The sequence below is a fragment of the Halegenticoccus soli genome (assembly GCF_002844195.1).
Lineage (GTDB): Archaea > Halobacteriota > Halobacteria > Halobacteriales > Haloferacaceae > Halegenticoccus > Halegenticoccus soli.
In genome coordinates this window covers 61,631-78,725 of the sequence record NZ_PEND01000010.1, presented here as the reverse complement: position 1 = coordinate 78,725, position 17,095 = coordinate 61,631, and the positions used below count along the sequence as shown (strand labels likewise).

Sequence of the window (17,095 nt, the reverse complement as noted above, 5' to 3'; positions counted from 1 at the left end):
GTGAGGCCCCGGAAATCGGCTGGATCGTCCCTCCGACCGAATCGCCCGCGAAACGAACCCCACGATGCGAGACACGACCACGACAACGATGGACGACACGCTGACGGACGACACGCTTCGGAACGCACTGGACGACGAAAACTGGACCGCGGCCGAGCGCGAGCTGCTGGAGAAGATGCTCGCGGAGTTCATGTACGAGGACCTGGTCGACGCCGAACCCGTCGGCGAGGTAGACGGCAGCACCCGATACGAGCTCGATCTCGGCGACGTCGCGTACCGGTTCGTCGCCGAGGAGCGGCTGATGGACAGCTACCTGATCGACGAGGGCTCCGTCGAAAAGCGGGTCGCGGACCGGGACGGAACCGGGGGTGACCAGACCGGGACCGGAGACGGCGAGGGCGAGTGGACCGACGCGACCGATCCGGTCCAGTTCCTGCTCGACGCCCGGGAGCACATCGGCACCGACGAGCTGACCGCCGGCCACCTGATCCGCGAGTACCGGAACACGCTGCTCGCCGACGCGCACATCCGGGCGCGGCAGGGCGAGGCGGGCCGCGACCTCGCCTCGATGGGCTACGCCGAACTGGAGGGCGAGATGACCGGCCACCCGTGGATCACCTACAACAAGGGCCGCATCGGCTTCGGCTACGATGACTACGCCTCCTACGCGCCCGAGATGAAAGAGCCCGTGCGGCTCCACTGGCTCGCCGTCCGCGAGGACCGCGCGACGTTCGCCGCCGTGGACGGGCTCTCGCCCGAGGAGCTGCTCCGGGACGAACTCGGCGAGCGGTACGACGCGTTCAGGGACGAGCTAGCCGACCGCGGGCTGGACCCGGACGACTACCACCTGCTCCCGGTCCACGAGTGGCAGTGGGACAACACCGTGGTGCAGCTCTACAGCAAGGAGCTCGCGGAGGACGCCATCGTCCCGCTCGGCCCCGGCGAGGATCGGTACCTGCCGGCCCAGTCGGTCCGGACGTTCCTCAACGTCGACGATCCGACGAAGCACAACGTCAAGCTCCCGCTCCGCATCCTGAACACGCTGGTCTGGCGCGGGCTGCCGGGCGAGCGCACGGAGGCCGCGCCGCTCGTCACCGAGTACGTGAAGCGGATCCGCGACGACGACCCGTTCCTCCGCGACGAGTGCGAACTCGTCCTGCCGGGGGAGGTTGCCGGCCTGAACTACGACCACCCCGAGTTCGACCAGCTGGAGGATAATCCGTACCAGTACGACGAGCTACTGGGGTGCATCTGGCGCGAGAGCGTCGAGGGGCTGATCCGCGAGGACGAGCGCGCGATCACGCTGTCCGCGCTGATGCACGTCGACGGCGCGGACGGAGATCCCGTGATCGCCCAACTGGTCGAACGCTCGCCGCTCGATCTGGAGGCGTGGCTCGACGAGCTGTTCGCGACGATGCTCCCGCCGCTGCTCCACTACCTCTACCGCTACGGGACGGTGTTCTCACCGCACGGCGAGAACACGATCGTGATCCTCGACGGGGAGAACGTCCCGACGCGGCTCGGCGTGAAGGACTTCGTCGACGACGTGAACGTGAGCGACCAGCCCCTGCCCGAACTCGAACGGCTCCCCGGCGACTTGCGGGACGTGCTCCGGACGGAACCGCCGGAGGGGCTGTGTCAGTTCATCTTCACCGGCCTCTTCGTCTGCGTCTACCGGTACGTCTCGAACGCCCTCTCCGAGCACCGGGGCTACCCCGAGGAGGCGTTCTGGGCCCAGGTCCGCGAGGCGGTGCTCGACTACCAGGAGCGCTTCCCGGAACTGGAGGAGCGGTTCGAGCTGTTCGACCTGCTCCGGCCGGAGTTCACGAAGCTCTGTCTGAACCGCAACCGGATGGTCGACTACGGCTACGGCGACGCCGAGGGGCGACCCCACGCCTCCGAACACGGGACCGTCCGCAACGCGCTGCACGAGGTGGCGGCTGGCTCGACCGACGCCGACGGTTCGGCGGAGTCTCCCGAGGCGGCCGACGTCGAGGCCGACGACTGACGGCTCGCCGGTCACCGCCTCGGATCCCTCGAGGGGGCGCGTGACGGGGCGCGCGTGCGGCGCGGGGCCCGTCGGCTACGCGGGGCGCTCCGCGAGCCGATCGACGAGGCGTTCGGCGATCCGACACGCGTCCGCGGTCTTCTCCAGCGAGACGGACAGGTGTCGTCCCTCGGGGAGCCGGAGCACGACCTGCGTCACCGCCCCGTAGGCGACGATCACGTACTCGACGCCCCCGACGTCCCACTCGCCTCTGCCCTCCGCGAGCGTCAGGATCGCCGGGTTTACGATCCGCTCCTCCGCTTCGTCGCTCGCGTCGGGGTTCGCCGGTTCGACGCCCGGCCGGTACGCCGACCGCGGCTCGTCGCCCGCGCGGCCGACCGCGACCCACCTGACGGCCGGGTCCGCCGCGAACGCCATCTCGGCGAGTTCGTCGAACGCGAGTTCTCCGTCCATGAGCGCTCGGAGGCGACGGACGAACATAAGACCGGCCGCGGGTCCGCCGCCCCCGGCGGAGGCGGGTTCGGAGCGCGCGCCGCCCGCGGAAACCGGCAGGCATTAGCCCCTGGCTCCGCAGGGGAGGGATGTGCAGCCCGTCGAGCGCTCGAACCCCGAAGGAATCGACTACGGCTGGGTGATGCAGGTCACCTTCGTGGTCACGATCCTGGTCGGCGCGCCGATCGTCGCGGCCCTCTCGACGGGCGCGTCCCTCCCGACGTGGGAGTCGCGGGTCTCCTTCGCGGTCCGCGTGGGCGCGGTCGTCTGGATGGTCACCGCGGTCGCCGTCTACCTCTACGCCCGCCGGACGAACGCCGGCGACGGCGGGTCGGATCCGGACGAGATCGAACCGGACGAGGGGGGGACGGAGCGCGCCGACGAGGCGGGGGACGACTGAGCCGCGGAGAACCGTTTTCGTCGGAGTTTCGCTGTCAGTATCGGATCAGAACTGGACGGCCGGCTTAGTGCCCCGAACGGCCGTCTCAGTGCCCGGACGGGCCGCCGTCGACGTACCGGAAGTCGACGCCCGCCCGCTCGGCGGTGCGTTCGTCGCGGCGGGAGTCGCCGACGAACAGCGCGCGGTCCGGTTCGACGCCCAGCTCGCGGAGGGTGGCGAGCAGCGGTTCGGGGTCGGGCTTGCGCGTCGCCACCGTGTCGCGGCCGACGACGGCGTCGACGTGCTCTGCCAGCGAGTGCGCGTCGAGCGCCGCGCGGACCGCCGCCTCGCAGTTGAGCGAGCAGACGCCGACGGGGACGGCGTGGTCGGCCACGTCCTCCGCCAGCGCGAGGAGCTCCGAGAGCTGCGCCCCGCTCCGCTCGTGTTCGGCGATGACAGACTCCAGTTCCCCGCGGAGGCCGTGCTCGTCGGCCAGATCGAGCATCCCCCAGAGGTCGCGTCCGTCGGCGTCGATCCCCGCGTCCTCGAACACCGCGGCCGCGTCGTCGGCGACCTCGCCCCAGTTCACGACGAGGTCGACGAGCGTCCCGTCGAGGTCGTACACGATCGCGTCGTAGTCGGCGAGCCCTTCACTCACGCTCACGCCGACACGTGCGCGCCGGCGGGAGAAGACGGCTTCGATCCGGCGACGCGACGCGCGCCGACTCACCGCCTAAGTGTCTCGGCGTCGCTAGTGTCCGTAACGGTCCCCGCAGATGTCGGACAGCCGCCCACCACCCAGCGGCCTGCTCGAACGACGATGGTCGGCGCTACTCGCGTCGATCACAGCGTCGCTGCTCGCGGTTTCGACCGCCGTCGCCGTCGCGGCCGGGCCGTGGCTGGTCTCGCCGGACTCGGCGATGTTCCAGCACGGCGGGTGGTACGTCTCGCGGGGCGCGGTGCCGTACGTCGACTTCTGGGACCTGAAGCCGCCGCTCGTGTACGCCGTGACGGCGGCGCTGGCCGTCGCCGCCGGCGGCGACGTGCTCGTCCTACACGCGCTGAGCGTCCTCGTCGCGGCGGCCGCGGTGCTCGCGAGCGTCGCGCTCGTCGGGCGGCTCGCCCACGACCTGACCGGCGACGGGGCGGCCGCGTTCGCCGCCGGATTGACCATCCTGGTCGTGCCGGCGACCTACGGGTTCCCGCCCTTCGGGATCCGGCCGAAGTACCTCGCGCTCTGCTTCGGCGTCTGGAGCCTCTTTCTCGCGGTCCGAGACCGACCGGCCCCGAGCGGCGCCGCCGCCGCGCTCGGGGCCGGGTTTCACCAGCAAGGGGCGGGGATCGCCGCGCTCGTCGTCGCTATCGCGGCCAGTTGGACCGGTCGCGGAGGGGTCGTTCGAGCGGTCGGCGGGGGACTGCTCGTCGCCGTCGCGGTCGTGCTGCCGTTCGCCCTCGCCGACGCCCTCGTGCCGCTCTTCGTCGAGACGGTGCTCGCGCCGGCGGCCACCGCGCGACGGTACACGCTGCCGGGTCGCGTCCTCGATATCGCCCTCGAACTCGGCTACGGAACCGTCGTGATCCCCGTCGCCGTCTACGGCTGGTTCCGCCCGAACGACCGCCGCGTCGGCGCCGCGGTCGCGGCCGACGGCGGGTCGTCGGCGAGCGCGTGGTGGGTTCCCGTCGGAGGCGCGCTGTACGGGTCCGTCGCGCTGTTCGTGGATCTGGAAGGGTCGCTGGACATGATTCTGTGGCTGCCGTTTCTCGCGCTCGGCGTCGGCTCGCTCGTCGCGTCCCTCCGCCCGACCCGGCGGGTCGCCCTGCTCTGCGTTCTCGGGCTGCTCGTGGTGTCGGGCCCCGCGTGGGATCTCGCCCCCGATCCGCCGCTGCGAGCGGAGCTGGAGAACGCGCGTGAGCGGCACGACGTGGCAGACTTCGGCCACGTTCCCGATCGCCCGTCCGGCGTCCCGGACGTTCGAACCGTCTACTGGGAGAAGCGGAAGCCCGACACGTGTCACTACCGGCTCAGCGAGAAGGAGCGCGTCTGGGTGCACGAGACGGGGGGCGACTTCCGCGACGCGCGGTGCGGGGAGTGGCCCGGCAAGGGCCCGCCGTCGATCGGAGAATTCGGGGTTCTCATAGGGTTATCGTAGGAGTTCATAGATTATCGACGAAGAAGCGAGAGACGCCACCCAGGGACGGGCTTCGAAACCGCCGGCTGGCTACGATAATCCCTATCAGCCCAGCAGGCCGCGCGCGATGATCTTCTTTTGGATCTCGGTCGTCCCCTCGTAGATGGTCGTGATCTTCGCGTCGCGGTAGAACCGTTCCACGTCGAACTCGCTCACGTAGCCGTAGCCGCCGTGGATCTGCACCGCCTCGTTGCAGACGTCGACCGCGGCCTCGCTGGCGAAGTACTTCGCCATCGACGCGGCGATCCGCGGATCCTCGCCGGCGTCGTCCAGCCGCGCGGCCTCGCGGACGAGCAGCCGGGACGCCTGGAGTCTGGTCCCCATCTCGGCGAACTTGTGGCGGACGGCCTGGATGTCGGCGATCGGCCGGTCGAACTGCTCGCGCTCTCGCGCGTACTCGCGGGCCTCGTCGAAGGCCGCCTGCGCCACGCCGACCGCCTGCGAGGCGATGCCGATGCGCCCGCCGGTGAGGATCTCGAACGCGGCGGAGAGGCCGCGCCCCTCCTCGGTGAGCCTGTTCTCCGCGGGGACGCGAACGCCGTCGAAGACGAGCGCCGTCGTGTCCGACGCCCGCAGGCCGAGCTTGTGCTCCTTCTTGCCGACCTCCAGCCCGTCCGCGTCCTTCGGGACGAGGAACTGGGTGATGGAACCGGGGTCGTCCGGGTCGGTCTTGGCGAAGAGGATGCAGACGCCGCCGCGCTCGCCGTTCGTGATCCACTGCTTCTTGCCGTCGATCACGTACTCGTCGCCCTCGCGGCGGGCGACCGTCTCCATCTCCGCCGGGTTCGATCCGGCCTGCGGCTCGGAGAGCGCGAACATCCCGACCGGTCGACCCTCGGCCATCCTCGGCAGCCACTCCGCTTTCAGCTCGTCGGAGGCGAAGGTGGCGATGCAGGAGGTGGCCAGACAGTGCACGGAGAGGGCCGTCGCGACCGCGAGCTGGCCGTAGGCGACCTCCTCGTTGACGAGGCTGTAGGTGGTGCGGTCGGCGTCGAAGCCGCCGTACTCCTCGGGGACGGTGAGGCCGGTCAGGTCGAGGTCCGCGAGGCCGTCCCACACGTCCTCCGGGAACGCCTCGCGTTCGTCGGCCTCCCGCGCCCCCGGTCGGATCTCCTCGATCGCGAACTCCCGGACCACGTCGCGGATGGCTCGCTGCTCGCCCGTGAGCGCCGAGCCGGCGTCTGCCAGTGCCATACTGGTGGATTCGGTCCCTCGTGGAAAAAGATGATTGATCGGTTCGATCCGTGCCCCGGGGTAGCACGGAGATATCCCCGGAATCGGGGAGAGCCGAGTCGGCAGGGAGGGCGATCACCCGCGGAGGAACTCGACGACCTCCGCCGGATCCGCGGACAGGCCGCCGCCCTGAGCGAACGTCGGTCCGCCGCCCCCGCCGCCGCCGAACTCGTCCGTCACCCGTCCGACCACGTCTCCGGCCGCCACCTCGCCGGTCGAGGCCACCGCGACGAACGTCGACCCCTGTTCGCCGACCGCGACAAGCACGTCGCCGAGGTCCCCCGCGCGCTCCTTCAGTCGCTCGCCCACCTCGTTCGGCCCGAAGCCGTCCACGCTCCCGACGCGCCAGGTCGCCCCGTCCCGCTCCGCGGTCCGGAACGCCGCGAGGCGAGCGTCGAGCACCTCGGCTTTCAGTTCCCGGAGCTCCGACTCCAGCTCGGCCTTCTCGTCCCGCAGGGTCGCGGCGAGCTCGGCCATGTCGTCCACGCCGGTTCCGAGCGTCCGGGCCGTCTCGAACGCCGCCGTCCGCACCTCCGCCCTGCGATCGATCGCCGCCGGGCCGACCGCGAACTCGATCCGCGTGAGGCCCTCCCCCGGATTCGAGCGGTCGAGCACCTCGACGGGGCCGATCTCCTCGGTGTTCGAGACGTGCGTCCCGCCGCAGGCGGCCACGTCCCACGGCTCCGCGTCGCCGTCCGCCCCGCCGACGGTGACGACGCGCACGCGGTCCGAGTCGGCGAAGACGCCCTCCTCGGTCTTCGTGTTGAACGCCACCTCCTCGCGCTCGCGCGCCTCCTCGGCCGGCACCTCCTCCCACGAAACCGCGCGGGAGTCCCAGACCGCCCGGTTCGTCAGGCGTTCGAGTTCGACGAGCACGCCGTCGTCGACGTCGGTTGTCGTCCGGAAGTCGACGCGCACCTTCTCGGGGCCGATGTCGAAGCCGCCGTACCCGAGATCGTCGAGCAGCCGCCTGCCCGCGCCGTAGAGCACGTGGCTCGCGGTGTGCGCCCGCATGCAGTAGGTGCGGAACGCGTCGTCGACGACGCACGTCACCTCGTCGCCCGCGCCGAACGCCGGCTGCTCGGCGAGCACGTGGACGACGGTTCCGTCGCCCGCCGTCCGAACGCCGTCGACCGGGATCCCGGACACGGTTCCCCGGTCGGCGGGCTGACCGCCGCTCTCGGCGTAGAAGTACGTCCGGTCCAGCGTCACCTCCGCCCCGTCGACCGAGCGAACCTCGGCGTCGAACGTCCGAACGTCCGGCTCGGCGGCCGCGCGTTGTGCTACCATGGGCGCGTGCAGACGCCCGAGGGAGAAAAATCGTGCGAAGCGTGCTACCTCATCCCTCGGTCAGCCGCAGGTCGAGCCGGTCCTCCAGCTTTCGGACGACCGAGCCGCCGACTCCCGCGCGCGTCGCCCGCCCCTGCTCGACCGCGAGCAGGTCGTCCTCGTCGACGTCGAGTTCCGCCGCCAGCTCTTCGACGGTCAGCCCCTCCTCCTGCCGCGTTCGTTCGACGAGGCTCCCGTAACCCGAGACGAGGTACGGCAGGCGGTCCTCCTCGTAGTTCGTCCCCTTCTCCTCCCAGCGGGTCGGATCGCCCTTCCGCGCGTCGTACATCCGGGCGGCCCGCTGTGCGGCGCGCTTCTTCCGGCTCGGCTCGCTCTCGTCGCGGCTCCGGTTCGACTCCTCCCGCTTTCGATCCCTCGCGCGGTTTTCGCCGTGCGGGGCGCAGTCGGGGCACACGAGGAGGTTCGCGCCGGCGACGTTCGCCCGACGGAGCCGCCCGCTCCGCTTGCCGCAGAGTTCGCAGCTGTCGCCGTCGTCGCCGCCACCTCCGCGTCCCGTCGAGTACTTGGCCATGCCCGGAGTACCGTCGCTACGGTTTTAAACCCGCGGTCGGGGGAGCGAGCGCGCCGACGCCGCACCCCGTCTCGCGTCCGAGTATTCCATCTGCGACCTCGATCGAAGGCGGCGGCGGGCGCTGACCGTAAAAAGGGTTGAATTATCAACCCGGCGTATAGAGGGAGTCGCCGCTCTAATTCGGGCGATGACTTCTGGGCCGAAACCGCGAGAGATGCGCGTATCGCCGGAGGGCGACGCGTCCGAGAGCGTGCCCTCGTATCGGTTGGACTGCGTGGCGTGTTCGTACGCGGAGGTCGTCGACGGCGTGCGCCCCGCCCTCGAACGCGGGATGGAACACGAGGACGAGCGCGGGGACGATCACTTCGTCGAGGTCGAACTGATCGATGACCGAGCGAACGGACCGGAGCGGGAACCGTAGAACGCGCCGCGAAGGCGTCCCGGGGACCGCGTAACCGCGCGTCGAAGGGTCGGACGCGTCGACCGCCGTTCGCCCGCGAATTCCGATTACCGTTTACGCGATGAGTGGAAACTGTTAATTCCGAGCGCGTGCGCATCTTTCCTACGGTCCGAGTAAACGCTCGACGCGCCACCACACTATCAGCGACAAGACGATTCACCGCAATGATCACCGCCACACTCTCGATCAAATCCACGGTACTCCGGCGGGCGCTAGACGCCGTTCCGGACATGGATCTGACCGTCGAGCCCGGCCAGTTCCCGTTCGTCGGAGAGAAGAGCGCCAAACTCCTCGTCTGGGCGACCGGAGACGAGTTCGACCGGTTCGAATCGGACGCCGAAGCCGATCCGACGGTCAGCCGGGTCTCGCCGATCGCGACGATCGACTCGGATCGGCTTTACCGAGTCTCCCTCGCGGACGACGAGCTCGAATCCCTCTTTTCGACCCTGTTTTACGACCACGACACGATCCTCGTCCGGGGGACGATCACCGCCGCCGGGTGGGAACTCTGCATGCGAGCGCTCGACAAAGCCGCGATCTCGCGCGTCTACGACCAGTTACGCGAACGGGAGACCCCCGTCCACCTCCGGTCCATCTACTCCGAAAGCGACGGCCGCGGCCGGAGCGCGGACCTCTCCGCGGAGCAGTACGAAGCGCTCGCGGTCGCGTTCGAGCGGGGGTACTTCGACGTCCCCCGCCGGACGACCTTGACGGAGCTCGCCGACGACTTCGACGTTTCGAGTCAGGCGCTCTCCGAGCGCCTCCGCCGCGCTGAGGCGACCGTCCTCGAGAACGTTCTGGACGGCGATTCCGCGGAGTCGGGCGAGTGACGCCGCGCTCGGACGATCCCTGATCAGCGCCGGACGCGCCGAGCGGGCGCGTCGACTCGTTCCGGGGCACGAGGGGACGACCGAGATCCGAAAGAGGATGACCCGGCGGAGACTCCTCTCTCGGGCGTCGGTTTCGGAAGGATTGTGCGTGGGTGCTGTGTCCCTGAGGGGGTAGCACCCGCATCTACGCCCTCACGTTCGTTCGGGCATGCGATGCGTGGGACCGGATTTGAACCGGCGGACCTCTACAGGACAGCGCCCTCAACGCTGCGCCGTTGGCCTGGCTTGGCTACCCACGCTCGCTGCGTCTTTCGGTCTCGCGCTGACGCGCATCCTTCGATTGACCACGGTCCGTTAAAAGCCCTTCTCTTTGTCCGAGCCGTGCCGGGCGTTCCCACTGCGGCGGACCCCGGCCGCAGTCCGAACGGCTTTGGCCACCGCGTACCGAGTGCCCCCATGGAACTTCGGGTACGGAATCACGTTCCCGCGCTGACCGCCCTCCTGACGGCCGTGTCGCTCGCGCTCGTCTTCGGGGCCGCACTCGGAGCGATCCCGCAGACCGCCTTCCCCCGCGCGTCGGACGCCGTCCTCGACGCCATCCCGCACGTCAACGCCGTCGTCAGCGCCGCGGCCGTGGTCACCATCGCGGCCGGCTGGCTGTCCATCCGCCGCGGAAACGTCCGCCGCCACCGCCGCCTGATGATCGCCTCGCTCGGCCTGTTCGCCGCCTTCCTCGTCCTGTACCTCTACAAGGTGATCCTCGAAGGACCGGCGGAGTTTCCCGGCCCGGAGGCGGTGTACCGGTTCGTCTACCTCCCGACGCTGGCGGTGCATATTCTCCTCGCCGTCGTCTGCATCCCGCTGCTCTACTACGTCGTCCTGCTCGCGCTCACGCGACCCGTCTCGGAGATATACGACACCCGCCACCGGACGGTGGGCCGCGTCGCCGCCTCGCTGTGGCTGCTCTCGTTCGTTCTGGGGAACGTCGTGTACGTGCTGCTGTACGTGGCGTACTGATCAGTCGTCCCCCGTCGCCCTCGATCCGGCGTCGGCGCCCGGGTCCGAACCCGCCGGCGTCACCCGAACGCTCGCCACCTTGTACTCCGGGATGCCGCTCGTCGGGTCGAACGCGTCCTCCTGCGTGAGCGTGTTCACCGCGCCCTCGGCGAAGTGCATCGGGATGAACACCACGCCCTCGCCGGGGCGCTCCGTCACCTGCGCCTTCGCGGTGATGCTCCCGCGCTTGGACTCCACGCTGACGTACCCGCCGTCTTCGACGCCGAGCCGGTCGGCCGTCGCCGGGTGGATCTCGACGAAGCTCTCGCCGACGTGCGAGAGCATGCCCTCCATCCGCCGGGTGAGCGTCCCCGTGTGCCAGTGGTAGAGGACCCTGCCCGTCGTGAGCGTCAGCGGGTACTCCTCGTCGGGGAGTTCGCCGGGCTCGCCCATGTCCGCCGGGACGAACCGCGCTCTCCCGTCGGGGAAGTTGAACTCGTCCTCGTAGAGGAACCGCGTTCCCGGGTGGTCCTCGTCGGGGCAGGGCCACTGGAGTCCGCCCTCCTCTCTCAGCCGGTCGTGGCTGATGCCGCCGTAGATCGGCGCGATGGTCGAGATCTCGTCCATGATCGCGGCCGGCGAATCGTAGTCCCAGTCGCGGCCCATGCGCCGGGCGAGCGCCTGGAGGATCTCCCAGTCCTGCCGCGCCTCGCCCGGCGGCTCCAGCGCCTTTTGAACCAGTTGGACCCTGCGCTCGGTGTTCGTGAACGTGCCGTCCTTCTCGGCGAACGTCGCCGCCGGAAGGACCACGTCGGCGTACTCGGCCGTCTCCGTCATGAAGACGTCCTGTACGACGAGGAAGTCGAGCGCCTCCAGGGCCTCCTCCGCGTGGGTGATGTCCGGCTCCGACAGGGCCGGGTTCTCGCCCATGACGTACATCGCCTTGAGATTGCCCGCGAGCGCCTCGACGAACGTCTCCGGCACCTTCAGCCCGACCTCCTCCGGCGGGCGGACCCCCCACCCGCGCTCGAACGCGTCGAGGACGTCCGGGTCGGTCACGTCCTGGTAGCCGGGCAGCTTGTTCGGGAGCGTCCCCATGTCGCCGCCGCCGCCCTGCACGTTGTTGTGGCCGCGGAACGGCGAGAGGCCGGCGTTCGGCTCGCCGACGTTGCCGGTGACGAGCGCGAGGTTCGCGAGCGCGAGGACGTTCTGCGTCCCGTGGGAGTGCTGGGTCATCCCCATCGCCCACCCGAAGACGCAGGAGTCGGCCGCGGCGATCGTCTCGGCCGCCCGGACGAGATCGTCGGGCGCGACGCCGGTCAGGCGCTCCACCTCCTCGGGCGTGAACGGTTCGACCTTCTCGACCAGCTCGTCGAAGTGCTTCGTCCGCTCCTCGACGAACTCGGCGTCGTGGAGGTCGTTTTCGACGACGTGGCGGATCATGCCGTTGATCCACGCCACGTCGAACCCGGGCTTCGTTCGCACGTACTGGTCGGCGTGCTCGGCGATCCCGACCTTCCGCGGGTCGAAGACGACGAGGTCCGCGCCGTCGCGCACGTTCCGCTTGATGCGCGTCGCCAACACCGGGTGGCTCTCGGTCGTGTTCGACCCGGTGATGAGGTAGCAGTCGGCGTTGGCCACGTCGTCGCCGCTGTTCGACATCGCCCCGTAGCCGACGGTCTGCAGGAGCGCCGCCACGGTCGAGGAGTGACACAGCCGCGCGCAGTTGTCGATGTTCTTCGTGCCGAGCGCCGTCCGCGCGAACTTCTGCATCAGGTAGTTGTCCTCGTTCGTGCACTTCGAGGAGGCGAAGCAGGCGACCGCGTCCGGCCCGACCTCGTCGCGGACCGCCGTCAGCCCCTCGACCACCCGATCGAGCGCCTCGTCCCACGTCGCCTCGCGGAACTCGCCGTCCCCCTCGTCCCTGACGAGGGGCGTCGTCAGCCGCCCCTCGTGGCTCACGAACTCGTAGCCGAACTTCCCCTTCACGCAGGTCGAGAAGTCGTTCATCGGCGCCGACGCCGCGTCCGTGGGGCGGACGCCGAGCACCTCGTCGTCGGTCGAGTACAGCTCGAACCGACAGCCGACCGCGCAGTACCCGCAGGTCGTCTCCGTCTTCTCGATCCTGCCGAGGCGGTAGTCGCCGACGCCCTTGGCGACGTCGAACAGCACGCCCTCGGGCATCGTCTTCGCTGCGATGCCCTCGGCCGCGTGCTCCCCGGCGAGGAACGCTCGCTTCCCGGCCTCGGTCGCCGCCTCCCGCGCCCGCCGCCTCGCGCGGGCCATGAACCGCGCGACGCCGGATGTCTCGGCGTCGGCGCGCCCGACGCCGAGGTCGTCCACGCCGTCTCGGGTCGCGCGTCGCGTTTCCTCCTTCTCGCCGCCGAGTCCGCGCGACGGGCCGCCGTTCCTCGCCTCCGACGCCTCGATGACCTTCCCGACGGAGTTCTTCTGGTTGAACCCCGGGATCGGGAGCGTCGTCGCGTCCGCGAGGCCCGTCTCGACGAGCGAGCCGGTCGGGCAGACCGTCGCGCAGTGGCCGCAGGAGACGCACTCGGAGTCGGCCATCGTCTCGGCCTCGGACTGGAATCCGATGCGCGTGTCGGGGCCGGACCCCTCGATCCGGAGGACGCCCTCTACCTGCACGTCGTTGCAGGCCTCGACGCAGCGGTTGCAGAGGATGCACTTGTTGCGGTCGATCTGGATGAACGGCGAGGTGGCGTCGAGCGGTTCGTACGCGTCGCGGTCGTCGAGGACGCCGTACCGCGGGTGCGTCACGTCGTTCTCGATGGCGGCGTCCTGCAGCTCGCAGCGGCCGTTCTTCCCGCAGGTCGTACACCGGAGGTTGTGGTTCGACAGGACGAGATCGAGGTTCACGTCGCGCGCCTCCGCCGCCGCGTCGGCGTCGGTCCGGACCGTCATGCCGTCCTCGACCGGGTGGCTGCACGACGGGACGACGCCGTGCTCCTCCGTCTCGACCACGCACGTCCGGCACTCGCTCCGCGGGCCGATCTCGTCGGCGGCCGTCGCCGACTCGTCCTCTCTGATCTCATCGGCGGCCGATGCCGATTCGCCCTTACTGTCCTCGTAGGCGCGGTCGTAGTAACAGAGCGCGGGAACGCCGTCCGTCGCGTCGGCGGCGACGAGCGCGTCGAGGATCGTGGTCCCCGAACGCACCGCGACGGTCCGGCCGTCGACCGTGAGCGTCACCATCTCCGCGGTTCCGGCCCCGGCTCCGTCACCTCCGCCCGCACCGATCCCGGCTTCGACGGGCGGATCGTTCGCCGTCCCCGGGGTGAAATTTTCCGTCAGCGGCGTCTCGTGCCGCGGGTTCTCGACCGCCGGCACGCGGGGGAGCGAGCCGGGGGCGGAGTCTGCGCCGTCGTTCGCGTCCGGTGTGGTGTCTTCGGTGCTCATGATCGTCTCGTCGTACACTCGCCGCTCGGACAGCGACCGTCCGCGTGGGCGCGGAACTCGCCGCCGAACTCGTCCACGGCGGTCGCGACCGGCCGCTGGGCCTCGATGCCGAACTCGCAGACGCTCGTCTCGCGCATCGCCCGCGCGAGTTCTCGAAGCCTCCCGGCTTCGTAGTCGCCGTCGTACACCCCCCGAAGCAGGTTCGTCAACTGCTTCGATCCCTCGCGACAGGGGACGCACCGGCCGCAGTTCTCCTCGCTCGCGAAGCGCGCCCGCGCCCCGACGAGCGCGACGACGCAGCGGTCGCGGCCGAACACCTCGACGACGCCGTTCGTGCCGAGCCCCGACGCCGCGAGCGCCGGCGCGCTCGCGGGGAGGTCGAGCGCGCGGGTGAGTCCGCCGAACCGGCCGCCGACGCTCGCGAACTTGAACCCGCCGCGGTCGACCGCGTCGAGGGCGTTCCCCAGGCGCTCGCCGGTCGACAGTTCGACCGTCGCGGGGGCGCCCACGTCGCCGGCGACCGTCACCAGCCGCGTGCCCGGGTCCGCGTCGTCGGGATCGAGGTGGTCCGGGTCGACGAGCGCCGCGCGGACCTGGGCGAGCGTCCGCGGCGTGTGGATGATCGTCGGCCGGCCGTACAGCCCGTACTCGCTCGGCCGCGGCGGGCGCAGGCGGGCCTCCAGCCGGTCGTTGCCCTCCATCGATTCGAGCGCCATCGTCATCTCGCCCGCGATGTCGCGGTCGGGACCGGCGACGACGTCGATCTCGTCGGCGTCGACCGCGCCGGCGGCGACGGCGGAGTCGACGGTCTCCCCGACGCGCTCGCGGGCGAGGTCGTCCGCCTCGTTCAGGTAGACGACGACGTCGGTCGCGCCGACGAGCGCTCGAACCGCGAGCGCGCCGTCGAGGACGCGCGCCGTCGCGCCTTCGAGCAGCGTTCCGTCTCCCGCGGCGCTCGGGTCGGCCTCGTGGGCGTTGACGACGACCACGGGGTCGCCGCCGGCCTCGCGCGCCAGCTTCCACTGGTCCGCCACTGGCTCGTCGGTGCTCCCGTCCCCGCGCCCTCTTCCGAGGAGGCCGGCCGCCGACAGCCGATCGAGGGCGTCGTCCCCCTCCCGGTCGGCGATCAGGGCCGCGGAACCGTCGGCGAGCGCTCCGGAATTGGTCGGATCCGCCCAGCCGCACGGCCCGAGAACCCGCCGCCGACCGACGGCGAGCGGCCCCGTCTCGGGACGGGGGAGCGTCGCCGCGTCCGGCGCGTGAGCGACGACGGCGTCCGCCCCCTCCGCGGGAACGCCCCCGTCTTCGAGGTCGGAAACCAGCGCGGCCGCCCGCTCGGGCGAGGGCGCGGCGTGGAAGGCGGTGGTTCCGTCGCGGGTCAGGAGGACGAGCGGATCGAGCCCGGCCGCGCCGGCCGATCCGACGGCGACGACCGGAACCGAGGACGCGGCGGCGCGAGCGGCCGACAGAACGCCTCTCGCCGTCGGCGTCCCCGAGCCGACGCAGACGCGCGCGACGGGTCCGTCGGAGTCGATGTCCGAACTGTCCATCGATCGTGGATCGATCCACGCGGGCAAAAGTTTTGGCACGCGATAGCACGCCGGTCCGGGTCGGCCACCCGATCCGTTTTACCGGCTCGGTCCGTGGAGAGGCGCATGAACCTCGTCGAGGCGCTCGGAGCGCAGGGGCTGGTCTGCGTCGTCGGAGCGGGCGGGAAGAAGTCCGCACTCTACGCGCTCGCGGCGCGGCTCGATCGGGCGGTCGTCACGGCCACGGTCCGAATCCCGATCTTCGACCCGCATGTCGCGGAGATGATCGTCGCAGACGACCCGGTCGCGGCCGTCGAAGCGGCCGACCGGTGGCCCGTCGGCGTCGTGCCCGCGCGAGAACGCGACGATCGCTACCTCGGCTACGACCCGCAAACCGTCGCCGATCTCGCGGCGACCGACTTCGCGGACGCGGTGCTCGTCAAGGCCGACGGCGCGCGGATGCGCGAGTTCAAAGCGCCGGGCGATCGGGAGCCGCGGGTGCCCGCGTCGGCGGAGACGGTGCTGCCGGTCGCGAGCGTGCACGCCGTCGGAGAGCCGCTCTCCGACGTGCGCGTCCACCGCGTCGAGCGCGTCTCCGAGATCACGGGACTGGCGCCCGGAGAGACGATCCGACCGGCGGACGTGGCGGCGGTGCTCGCGAGCGAGCGCGGGGCGCTGAAGGGCGCGCCCGCGGACGCGACGGTCGTTCCGGTGCTGAACAAGGTCGACACCGACGACCTCCGCGACGTCGCCCGGGAGATCGCCCGGGAGGTCGCAGACCACCCGCGGGTCGCCCGCGTCGCGCTGACGCGCTTTGCGAGCGACGACCCGCTCGTCGAGGTGGTCGAGTGAGACGCGAGAGGCCGACTAACGCTCGGACGAGAGGCGCGCCTCCGCCTCCCGGAGCTCCTCGCGGGTGTTGACGTTCTCGAACACGTCGAGCGACGCGCGCTCGCGCACCTCTTCCTCCTCGACGACGACGTAGTCGAGGTCGAAAAGCGGCGCGACGACCTTCGACTCGCCGCGCGCGAGCGCCGCGTCGCAGGCGTCCGCCATCGCCCGCGCGCGGTAGACCGCGTGCGTCGTCTGGAACCAGCCGTCGCCGATCCGCGGCACCGCGGCGTCCCGACCCGCCGCGCGCTCGAAGAGGTAGTCGACGAGGTCCGGGTCGACGAAGGGCATGTCGCAGGCGACGACGAAGGCGTACTCCGCGTCGACGGCGCGCAGGCCGGTCCGGATTCCCGCGGTCGGCCCGCGGTCGGGTTCGGGGTCGAGGGCGAACGTCACCGGGTTCGGATACCCGGCGAGCGCGTCCGCGAGCCGCGCCTCCTGCTCGCGGCGGCAGTTGACCACGAGCCGATCGGTCGCGGACGAGAGGCGGTCGGCGACGCGCCGGATCATCGGCGTGCCGGCGAGCGGGGCGACCGCCTTGTCCGCCTCGCCGAACCGGGTCGAGTACCCCCCCGCGAGGACGACGGCGCTTCGCATCCCTCGGCTCACCGGGCGAACGGCGGTTCGAGGCGGGGTCGCCGTCGGATCCGCCGGACGAACGCGAAGAGCGCCGCCAGCGCCGCGGCGAGGAGCGCGACGGCGACGACGGTCCGCGTCCGGACGGAGCCGGACGCCCCGTCGGCCTCTCGATCCGCCGGCGCGCCGGACGCCTGGGAATCCGATTCGTAATCGACCCGAGTAGGTGCCATG

At 71.0% G+C, this 17,095-nt stretch carries 16 protein-coding genes and 1 tRNA gene; 7 read left to right on the top strand and 10 right to left on the bottom strand.

Annotation, left to right across the window (positions count from 1 at the left end; genetic code table 11):
* Positions 1 to 64 precede the first annotated feature (64 nt).
* Positions 65 to 2,008, top strand: coding sequence for an IucA/IucC family protein (locus CNO20_RS21140; RefSeq protein WP_101298189.1), 1,944 nt, complete (start codon positions 65 to 67; stop codon positions 2,006 to 2,008).
* 75 nt (positions 2,009 to 2,083) lie between these two features.
* Here CNO20_RS21140 and CNO20_RS21135 read toward each other — a convergent pair whose 3' ends face one another.
* A complete protein-coding gene (locus tag CNO20_RS21135) occupies positions 2,084 to 2,461 on the bottom strand; it encodes a hypothetical protein (protein WP_101298188.1) in 378 nt (125 codons plus the stop codon).
* Positions 2,462 to 2,591: 130 nt separating this feature from the next.
* Between CNO20_RS21135 and CNO20_RS21130 the strand changes: the two genes are divergently transcribed.
* Complete coding sequence (locus CNO20_RS21130) at positions 2,592 to 2,900, top strand: DUF5822 domain-containing protein (RefSeq protein WP_101298187.1); 309 nt, start codon at positions 2,592 to 2,594, stop codon at positions 2,898 to 2,900.
* An 85-nt stretch (positions 2,901 to 2,985) separates the two neighbouring features.
* Here the strand turns inward: CNO20_RS21130 and CNO20_RS21125 are convergent, their stop codons facing one another.
* Positions 2,986 to 3,537 (bottom strand): HAD family hydrolase, encoded by a 552-nt coding sequence (locus CNO20_RS21125; RefSeq protein WP_101298237.1) that lies wholly within the window; start codon positions 3,535 to 3,537, stop codon positions 2,986 to 2,988.
* A 118-nt stretch (positions 3,538 to 3,655) separates the two neighbouring features.
* Here CNO20_RS21125 and CNO20_RS21120 point away from each other — a divergent pair, with 118 nt between their 5' ends.
* Positions 3,656 to 5,029: a DolP-mannose mannosyltransferase gene (locus tag CNO20_RS21120; protein WP_101298186.1), complete on the top strand. Its 1,374-nt coding sequence runs from the start codon at positions 3,656 to 3,658 to the stop codon at positions 5,027 to 5,029.
* 84 nt (positions 5,030 to 5,113) lie between these two features.
* Here the strand turns inward: CNO20_RS21120 and CNO20_RS21115 are convergent, their stop codons facing one another.
* From CNO20_RS21115 to CNO20_RS21105, 3 genes are all read right to left on the bottom strand, one after another.
* Positions 5,114 to 6,262 (bottom strand): acyl-CoA dehydrogenase family protein, encoded by a 1,149-nt coding sequence (locus CNO20_RS21115; protein ID WP_101298185.1) that lies wholly within the window; start codon positions 6,260 to 6,262, stop codon positions 5,114 to 5,116.
* Between the two features lie 114 nt (positions 6,263 to 6,376).
* On the bottom strand, positions 6,377 to 7,591 hold the full coding sequence (locus CNO20_RS21110) for an alanine--tRNA ligase-related protein (RefSeq protein ID WP_101298184.1): 1,215 nt from the start codon (positions 7,589 to 7,591) through the stop codon (positions 6,377 to 6,379).
* A gap of 49 nt (positions 7,592 to 7,640) precedes the next feature.
* Positions 7,641 to 8,162 (bottom strand): helix-turn-helix domain-containing protein, encoded by a 522-nt coding sequence (locus CNO20_RS21105; protein WP_101298183.1) that lies wholly within the window; start codon positions 8,160 to 8,162, stop codon positions 7,641 to 7,643.
* 214 nt (positions 8,163 to 8,376) lie between these two features.
* On the opposite strand from CNO20_RS21105, the gene CNO20_RS21100 reads away from it, so the two are divergent.
* Entirely contained in the window at positions 8,377 to 8,583 is a 207-nt protein-coding gene (locus CNO20_RS21100) for a hypothetical protein (RefSeq protein ID WP_101298182.1), read from the top strand.
* Positions 8,584 to 8,786: 203 nt separating this feature from the next.
* Positions 8,787 to 9,452 (top strand): helix-turn-helix domain-containing protein, encoded by a 666-nt coding sequence (locus CNO20_RS21095; protein WP_101298181.1) that lies wholly within the window; start codon positions 8,787 to 8,789, stop codon positions 9,450 to 9,452.
* A 214-nt stretch (positions 9,453 to 9,666) separates the two neighbouring features.
* On the opposite strand, the gene CNO20_RS21090 is transcribed toward CNO20_RS21095, so the two are convergent.
* A tRNA-Leu gene (locus CNO20_RS21090) sits at positions 9,667 to 9,751 on the bottom strand.
* A gap of 157 nt (positions 9,752 to 9,908) precedes the next feature.
* Between CNO20_RS21090 and CNO20_RS21085 the strand changes: the two genes are divergently transcribed.
* The gene (locus CNO20_RS21085; protein WP_101298180.1) at positions 9,909 to 10,469 is read left to right on the top strand and encodes a DUF420 domain-containing protein; all 561 of its coding nucleotides are present in this window, start codon (positions 9,909 to 9,911) and stop codon (positions 10,467 to 10,469) included.
* Here the strand turns inward: CNO20_RS21085 and fdhF are convergent, their stop codons facing one another.
* A complete protein-coding gene (gene fdhF, locus CNO20_RS21080; protein ID WP_101298236.1) occupies positions 10,470 to 13,865 on the bottom strand; it encodes a formate dehydrogenase subunit alpha in 3,396 nt (1,131 codons plus the stop codon).
* Positions 13,862 to 15,415 carry an NADH-ubiquinone oxidoreductase-F iron-sulfur binding region domain-containing protein gene (locus CNO20_RS21075; RefSeq protein WP_101298179.1) on the bottom strand — a complete coding sequence of 518 codons (1,554 nt, stop codon included), beginning with the start codon at positions 15,413 to 15,415 and terminating at the stop codon, positions 13,862 to 13,864. Before CNO20_RS21075 ends, fdhF begins: the two co-directional genes overlap by 4 nt.
* A gap of 105 nt (positions 15,416 to 15,520) precedes the next feature.
* Between CNO20_RS21075 and yqeC the strand changes: the two genes are divergently transcribed.
* On the top strand, positions 15,521 to 16,246 hold the full coding sequence (yqeC, locus tag CNO20_RS21070) for a selenium cofactor biosynthesis protein YqeC (protein ID WP_101298178.1): 726 nt from the start codon (positions 15,521 to 15,523) through the stop codon (positions 16,244 to 16,246).
* A 15-nt stretch (positions 16,247 to 16,261) separates the two neighbouring features.
* Here yqeC and mobA read toward each other — a convergent pair whose 3' ends face one another.
* Positions 16,262 to 16,882, bottom strand: coding sequence for a molybdenum cofactor guanylyltransferase (gene mobA, locus CNO20_RS21065; RefSeq protein ID WP_101298177.1), 621 nt, complete (start codon positions 16,880 to 16,882; stop codon positions 16,262 to 16,264).
* Positions 16,883 to 16,890: 8 nt separating this feature from the next.
* Positions 16,891 to 17,094 (bottom strand): hypothetical protein, encoded by a 204-nt coding sequence (locus CNO20_RS21060; RefSeq protein WP_101298176.1) that lies wholly within the window; start codon positions 17,092 to 17,094, stop codon positions 16,891 to 16,893.
* Position 17,095 lies beyond the last annotated feature (1 nt).